Source organism: Pseudomonas sp. 31-12, assembly GCF_003151075.1.
In the GTDB taxonomy this organism is placed as follows: Bacteria; Pseudomonadota; Gammaproteobacteria; order Pseudomonadales; family Pseudomonadaceae; genus Aquipseudomonas.
On sequence record NZ_CP029482.1, the window covers coordinates 4,731,334 to 4,739,477 of the forward strand.

The window sequence follows — 8,144 nt, forward strand, 5'->3', positions numbered from 1 at the left end:
AAGCGAACCGAGCTCATGACTAACCGCCGTTCATTCCTCAAGCAGGCCGGTATTCTCGCCGCAGGCCTGCCCCTGGCTTCTGCCGTGAATCTACGGGCACTGGCTGCCAGTCCAACGCCGCTGCCCAAGGACAAATGGGCGCAATTGCGTACGTTGTTCGACCAGGATCCGGATTACCTGCACTTCGCCAACTTCCTGGTGACGTCCCACCCTCGACCGGTGCGTGAGGCGATTGAGCGCCACCGCGCCAACCTCGACCGCAACCCGGGCCTGGCAATGGACTGGGACCTGGGCGAAACCGAAAAACGCGAGCAAGCGGTGCGCGTCTGGGCCGGTCGTTACCTCAAGGCCAAGCCTGAACAGATCGCGCTGACCGGCAGCACCACCGAAGGCCTGTCGCTGATCTACGGCGGCATCCATGTGCGCCCGGACCAGGAAATCCTCACCAGCGAGCACGAACACTACGCCACCAACTACGCCTTGGGTTACCGCCAGCAAAAGGACGGGGTCAAGGTGCGCAAGCTCAAGCTGTTCGAGAACAGTCACAAGGTGTCGGCGGATGAGGTGCTGGGTTCGATCGCCAAAGGCATCCGCCCCGAAACCCGCGTGCTGGGCATGACCTGGGTGCAGTCCGGCAGCGGTGTGAAGCTGCCGATCGGCGAGATCGGCAAACTGGTGGAGGAGCAGAATCGCAACCGCGAGGAAAAGGATCGCATTCTGTATGTGGTCGATGGCGTGCACGGTTTTGGCGTTGAAGACCTCGACTTCCCCGACATGCACTGCGACTTTTTCATCGCCGGCACCCACAAATGGATGTTTGGCCCGCGCGGCACCGGGATCATCTGCGCCCGTTCCGCCGAGCTCAAGGATGTGACGCCGACGATTCCGACCTTCTCCGAAGCGACCACGTTCTCGACCATCATGACCCCCGGCGGTTATCACAGCTTCGAACACCGCTGGGCCCTGGACGAAGCGTTCAAGTTGCACCTGGAACTGGGCAAGGCCGAGGTGCAGGCGCGTATCCACGCCCTCAACACTTATGCGAAAAACCGCTTGCTGGAACACCCGCAGGTCGAACTGGTCACGCCGAAGAGCCCGGACTTGTCGGCCGGTTTCACCTTCTTCCGGATCAAGGACCGCGACTGCGAAAAAGTCGCCGTGCAGTTGATGGAGAACCGCGTGGTCTGCGACTCGGTGGACCGCGACGTCGGCCCGGTGATCCGCATCGCACCCGGCCTGCTCAACACCGAAAACCAAATCGACCGCTTCATGGCCGTGCTGAGCAAAGCCGTCTGATGCGGCCCCTTGTGGCAAGGGAGCTTGCTCCCGCTGGACTGCGCAGCAGTCCCTTTCTTTGGGGCCGCTTCGCTGCCCAGCGGGAGCAAGCTCCCTCGCCACAGAGACGCCAGTTTTCTTTTAAATCGAGACGACAAATGAACCGAGATCTATTAACTGTGCCTCTAAAGGCCCTCGCCTTGTCCGCCCTCCTCGCCGGTCTGCTGCCAACCGCCGCCCAGGCGGCCACCGCCCCGCCACCCGGCAAAGTGTTCAAGGACTGCCGCGACTGCCCGGAAATGGTCGTGCTGCCCGCCGGCACCTTCACCATGGGTACGCCGGATGATGAAATCGGTCGCGAGCCCGACGAAAGCCCGATGCACGAGGTGACCTTCGCCAAACCGTTCGCCATGAGCCGCTTCCAGGTCACCGCCGGTGAATGGGACAGCTACGTGCGCGAGAGCGGCGTGACCATCGCCAACGGCGATACCCGGCCAGGTCGCGAGTGCGTAGCCAGCAAGCCACGGTATCCGCAAGGCCCGCGTCAGCCAGCGGTGTGCATGAACTTCGATGATGTGAAGAACTACGTCGCCTGGCTCTCGAAAAAGACCGGTCAGAAGTACCACATGGTCAGCGAAGCCCAACGCGAATACGCCGCACGCGGCGGCACCAAGGGTCCGTTTCCCTTCCCGTTCGATGAAGGCAAGGAGTACAGCATCAGCAAACTCGCCAACACCTACGGGCCGGCGGATGGTTACAGCTACAGCTCGCCGGTCGGCAGCTACGCGCCGAACGCGTTCGGCATGTACGACATGCACGGCAATGTCTACGAATGGGTCGAAGACTGCGAGCATCCGAACTACGTCGGCGCGCCCACCGATGGCAGCGCCTGGGTAGAACCCAACTGCGAAGCCGTGCGCATTCGCGGCAACGACTGGGGCGAAGCGCCGGTGTTCTCCCGCTCCGGCAACCGCAACAGCCAGTACCCACAAGAGCGTGGCGACTGGATAGGGTTCCGTATCGTGCGTGACCTGTAAGCCATAACCCCAATCCTGTGGGAGCTAGCCTGCTCGCGATAGCGGACTGACAGTCGACATATCTATCGACTGTGATGCAGTCATCGCTAGCAGGCTAGCTCCCACAGGGTCATGTGTTTGAGTCGCGATCACCGCCAGTCGGCAACCTTGTAAATTAACCCCTCGATCAGACGTTCTACTGGGTATCTGCCTTTATACCCAAGGAACTGTCTTCCATGACCCAGCCTCCCCGTGGCGCCATCGGCGAGTTGTTCGCCCTGTTGAAACCGTTTCGACTCATCGTCGCCGCGTCCATTTTCCTGGGCATGGTCGGCGGCTTGAGCGTCACGGTACTGCTGGCGACCATCAACAACGCCCTGCATTCGGACACCGGCCTGACCCAGGGCGTTGTTGCCTTGTTCGCCGGCCTGTGCCTGCTGGCGCTGCTGAGTTCGATCTGCTCGGACATCGGCACCAACTACGTCGGCCAGCACATCATCGCCAAACTGCGTAAACAGCTTGGTGAAAAAGTCCTCTCGGCACCGATCGAACAGATCGAACGCTATCGCAGCCACCGCTTGATTCCGGTGCTGACCCACGACGTCGACACCATCAGCGACTTCGCCTTCGCCTTCGCGCCGCTGGCGATTTCCGTGACCGTGACCCTGGGTTGCATGGGTTACCTGGCCATTCTTTCATGGCCGATGTTCCTGATCATGGTCGCCGCGATTCTGATCGGCACAGCGATCCAGGCCTACGCCCAGAGCAAAGGTGTGCAGGGCTTCATGGCCGCCCGTGACGCTGAAGACGAACTGCAGAAGCACTACAACGCCATTGCCGAAGGCGCCAAGGAACTGCGGATTCACCGTCCACGTCGCCAGCGCATGTTTGTCTCGGGCATCAAGGCCACGGCCGAATTCATCTGCAACACACAAGTGCGTTCGATCAACACCTTCGTCATCGCCAAGACCTTCGGCTCGATGCTGTTCTTCGTGGTCATTGGTCTGGCCCTGGCGCTGCAAACCTTCTGGCCAAGCGCCGACAAGACTGTGATGAGCGGCTTTGTGCTGGTGCTGCTGTACATGAAAGGCCCGCTGGAACATTTGATCAGCACGCTGCCGATTGTCAGTCGCGCGCAGATTGCCTTCCGCCGGATCGCCGAGTTGTCCGAGCAGTTTTCCACCCCTGAACCGCACTTGCTGCTCAGCGATCAGGGCAACGTCAAGCAAGCCGTGCATGAACTGAAACTGGCCGATGTGCGTTTTGCCTTCCCGGCTGCCGAAGGTGCCGCGCCGTTCCAGCTCGGCCCGGTCAACCTGACGATCAAGCAAGGCGACATCACCTTTATTGTCGGCGAGAACGGTTGCGGCAAGACCACGCTGATCAAGTTGCTGCTGGGCCTGTACACGCCGCAGCAGGGTGAGATCCGGGTCAACGGCGAGGCGATTGATGCGAAGAACCGTGATGACTACCGCCAATTGTTCACCACGATCTTCGCTGACTATTACCTCTTTGATGACGTGATCCAGGGCGACACGCACATCCCCGAAGACGCCAACAAATACCTGCAACGCCTGGAAATCGCGCACAAGGTCAGCGTCAAGGACGGCAATTTCACCACCACCGATCTTTCCACCGGCCAGCGCAAACGCCTGGCACTGGTCAATGCCTGGCTCGAGGAGCGCCCGGTGCTGGTGTTCGATGAATGGGCGGCCGACCAGGACCCGACCTTCCGCCGGATTTTCTATACCGAGCTGCTGCCGGACCTCAAGCGCCTGGGCAAAACCATCATCGTGATCTCCCACGATGACCGCTATTTCGACGTGGCCGACCAGTTGGTGCGCATGGAAAGCGGCCGGGTCGTTACCGAGCTGGCACCGGCCTAAATACCTTTTACTTGGGGGAGCGGGCTTGCTCGCGAAGACGGCGTGTCAGTCGCTGGCGATGTTGCCTGACACACCGCTTTCGCGAGCGAGCCCGCTCCCACAGGTTTTACTTTTTGCCCTGTGAAAATTTATTTGACGGGTTTCTTTCCGGTTTTTGGTTTGTGCCGCGTCTAATAATCATTCTTATTAACAAAAACTCTGCACAATACTTTTCAGGAGCACAGGTAAGTAATGCGACCTCAATCACGCCGCACACCTATCGCGCTGGCCGTACAGCGCCCGACATTGCATCGCACCCTGTTCACCAGCGTACTGCTGACCGCCACCTTGCTGGGGAGCTCGATGGCCAATGCTGCACCTGTAAAAGTGAATATCGCCGTGCAGCCGCTTTCCAACGCGCTGACCGAGCTGGGCATGCAGACCAACCTGCAGATCCTCTACAGCCCGGATCAGGTGGCGGGCATCAAGTCCCGTGCGGTGTCCGGTTCGCTGGAGCCGTCCGAGGCCCTGAGCGCCCTGCTCAAAGGCACCGGCATTTCGTTCCAGATCAACGGCAACAGCGTCACCCTGGTCTCCGGCGGCGGTTCGGGCCTGCAACTGGGCGCGACCACGATTTCCGGCCAGGCCCTGGGCCTGACCACTGAAGACACCAATTCCTACACCACCGGCGCCACCACCACCGCGACCAAGTTGCCGCTGACCCTGCGCGAAACACCGCAATCGGTGACCGTGGTGACCCGTCAGCAAATGGACGATCGCGGCGTACAGAGCGTCGGCGATGCACTGCGCAACACCCCCGGCATCACGTCGCAGAAATACGACAGTGACCGTACCGAATTTTCCGCCCGGGGCCAGGCCATCACCAACTTTCAGTACGATGGCGTCAACACCATCTACGACGGTGTGTACGGTGAAAACCCGAACAACAGCGACGACTCGGCCAGCCTCGACCACATCGAAGTCATCAAGGGCGCTACCGGCCTGATGACCGGCACGGGCGATCCGTCCGCCACGGTCAACCTGATCCGCAAGAAGCCGACCAAGGACTTCAAGGCCTCGGTCAGCACCACCGCCGGCCGCTGGGACAAGTACCGTGCTGAAGGCGACATTTCCGGTTCGCTGACCGATTCCGGCAACGTCCGCGGCCGCTTCGTGACCACGTATCAGGACGCCAACTCGTACCTGGATCACTACAGCCAGAAGAAAGACCTGTTCTACGGCGTCCTCGAAGCCGACCTGACCGACGACACCCTGCTGACCTTCGGCATCGACAAGTCCAGCGCGACTCCACGCGGTTCGTCGTGGACCGGTAACCCGACCTACTTCGCCGATGGCGGCCGTACCGAGTTCCCGCGTCACTTCAACCCGGCTGCCGACTGGAGCCGTCGAGACTTCGACAGCACCACCTACTTCGCATCGCTGGAACAAGCGCTGGCCAATGACTGGAAACTCAAAGTCAGCCTGGACCAGAAAACCACCGATCACGACACCCAACTGGCCTCGGCCAGCGGCGGCAACCCGGACCGCGCCACCGGTGAAGGCATGTTCCTTTACTGGGGTCGCTGGGAAGGCCATCGCGTGCAGAACACCGCTGACGTGAACGTCTCCGGCCCGTTCAGCCTGGGCGGTCGCGAGCACGAACTGGTCGCCGGTGTCATGGCGTCCCACTCGCGCCAGACCGGCGCGACTTACGACACCAGCGCGTTCTCCCAAGTGCCAGGCAGCATCTATGACTGGAACGGCGAACTGCCGAAACAGGAATTCCCGAAGAACGGCAAATACGAGCGCACCCAGAGCCAGAACGGCGTTTACCTGGCCACGCGCCTGCGTCCGACCGACGACCTGTCGTTCATCCTCGGCACCCGCCTGAGCACCTTCAAGTACAACGAAGACTACAGCTACAACCCGGGCGCCAGCCTGACCGACACCCACGCCAGCTACAAGGAACACGGCGTCGTCACGCCCTACGCCGGTGTGGTGTACGACCTGAACGACACGTACTCCGCGTACGCCAGCTACACCAATATCTACCAGCCGCAAATCTACAAGGACGCCAACGGTTCGACGCTGCAGCCGGTTGAAGGCAACGCTTACGAGACCGGCATGAAAGCGGCCTACTTCGAAGGCAAGCTGAACGCCAGCCTGGCCTTCTTCCGCATCGAGCAGGACAACGTCGCTGAATCGATCGGCACCAACCCGGTCACCAACGAAGGCATCTACAAAGCCATCGACGGCGCGACCACCAAGGGCGTGGAACTGGAACTGGCCGGTGAACTGGCCGAGGGCTGGAACCTGTCCGCCGGCTACACCTACGCCCGGACCCGTGACCAGGACGAGCAACGGATCTTCGGCTACCCGCTGTCCACCACCCGTCCTGAACACGTCGTTCGAACCTTCACCACCTACCGTCTGCCGGGCGTGATGAACAAGTTCACCGTCGGTGGCGGCGTGAGCTGGCAGAGCGCGTTCTACGGCAAGATCTACAGCGCCAGCGCGGGCGACTACACCCAGATCAAGCAAGGTGGCTACACCCTCGTGGACCTGATGACCCGTTACCAGTTCGACGACCACCTGAGCTTCACCGTCAATGCCAACAACGTCTTCGACAAGAATTACCTGACGGGTTTGGGCAACTTCGATACCACGTTCTACGGCGAGCCGCGTAACGTGCAGGTCACCGCGAAGTATGATTTCTGAGTCGTGAGCTGAAATGAAAAATGCCCGTGTCGTGAGATGCGGGCATTTTTTTTGGGCCAGGGATTTGTGGTGAATGTGTGTCCGCCATCGCGGGCAAGCCCGCTCCCACAGTTTTTTGCGGCGTTCACAAATCCCTGTGGGAGCGGGCTTGCCCGCGATGGCAATTGCCGGAACAACAAACTGCCCTGAGCCGGACACAAAAAAACCGCCACCCCTGATCCAGGCATGGCGGTTTTTTTCACTTCAACTCAAACCCGCGAACGCACCCACCCCGCCACTTCTGCATGAATCCCTTCCACTTCGCTCAACAACCCCGCCATGCGCATGAAGTCATGGGTCATCCCCGGCTGCTCCAGCAACGTCACCTCATTGCCCGCCGCTCGCAACAGCTCGGCATACGCCAGCCCTTCGTCACGCAGCGGATCATGCCCGGCCAGGTACACCAGCGCCGGCGCCACGCCCGACAGATCTGCCGCCAGCAATGGCGAGCAACGCCAATCCGCCAGGTCCTCTGACGTACGCCCGTAATGCGCGTAGAACCAGTCCAGCGTCGGCGTCTCCAGCAAATACCCTTCGGCGAAATCACGATGGGAGGCACGCTTGGTGGTCGCGTCGGTCACGGGGTACAACAGCACTTGCGCCTTGGGTTTGAGCGCCAGTTCCTGAGGCTCACGCACCGCCATGATCGACAGCACCGTGGCCAGTGTCGCGCCCACGCTGTCGCCGACCAGCGCGACCCGATTCGCATCCAGCCCCCGTACCGCGCCTTCGCGCACCAGCCAGTTGCCGGCATCGCAGGCGTCTTGCACCGGAGTCGGGAAACGCCACTCCGGGGCCAGTCGATAATCCACGGTCAGTAACGCAAACCCGCCCTGCGAGGCCAGTCGCCGGCACAGTGCATCATGGGAATCGAGGCTGCCGACCACATAGCCGCCGCCATGGAAATACAACACCACCGGCTGCAAGCCGTCGACAGTTTGCCCTGCGCGATAAAGCCGCGCCGACAGGCTGTGGCCATCCCGTGCGGCGATGGTGAAGTTTTCACAGGCCACGCTGTCCAGCGGCACGTCGAGAAACCCGGAGGAGGCTTCAAAATCGATCCGCGCCTGTTGGGGCGACTGTTCATGCATCGCACGACTTTTGCCGGTCATCCGGCCGAACTCGGCGAGTTCGAGAAATGCTTCAAGTTCTGGCAACACGGCCATGGGACGAATCCTTCTACACAAATAGGTCAATACAGAATCTTGAAACCAGCGAAAAACCCTGTGGC

General features: G+C 60.9%; 5 protein-coding genes. 4 read left to right on the top strand and 1 reads right to left on the bottom strand.

Going from position 1 to position 8,144, the window contains the following annotated elements:
- The first annotated feature begins 15 nt into the window (after positions 1–15).
- From DJ564_RS22400 to DJ564_RS22425, 4 genes are all read left to right on the top strand, one after another.
- Positions 16–1,296, top strand: coding sequence for an aminotransferase class V-fold PLP-dependent enzyme (locus tag DJ564_RS22400; RefSeq protein WP_109633412.1), 1,281 nt, complete (start codon positions 16–18; stop codon positions 1,294–1,296).
- Between the two features lie 137 nt (positions 1,297–1,433).
- Positions 1,434–2,312: a formylglycine-generating enzyme family protein gene (locus tag DJ564_RS22410; protein WP_109633414.1), complete on the top strand. Its 879-nt coding sequence runs from the start codon at positions 1,434–1,436 to the stop codon at positions 2,310–2,312.
- Between the two features lie 215 nt (positions 2,313–2,527).
- Positions 2,528–4,177 (top strand): cyclic peptide export ABC transporter, encoded by a 1,650-nt coding sequence (locus tag DJ564_RS22415; protein WP_109633416.1) that lies wholly within the window; start codon positions 2,528–2,530, stop codon positions 4,175–4,177.
- Positions 4,178–4,408: 231 nt separating this feature from the next.
- Positions 4,409–6,874: a TonB-dependent siderophore receptor gene (locus tag DJ564_RS22425; RefSeq protein ID WP_109633418.1), complete on the top strand. Its 2,466-nt coding sequence runs from the start codon at positions 4,409–4,411 to the stop codon at positions 6,872–6,874.
- 248 nt (positions 6,875–7,122) lie between these two features.
- Here the strand turns inward: DJ564_RS22425 and DJ564_RS22430 are convergent, their stop codons facing one another.
- A complete protein-coding gene (locus DJ564_RS22430; protein WP_109633420.1) occupies positions 7,123–8,079 on the bottom strand; it encodes an alpha/beta hydrolase in 957 nt (318 codons plus the stop codon).
- Between the last annotated feature and the right edge of the window lie 65 nt (positions 8,080–8,144).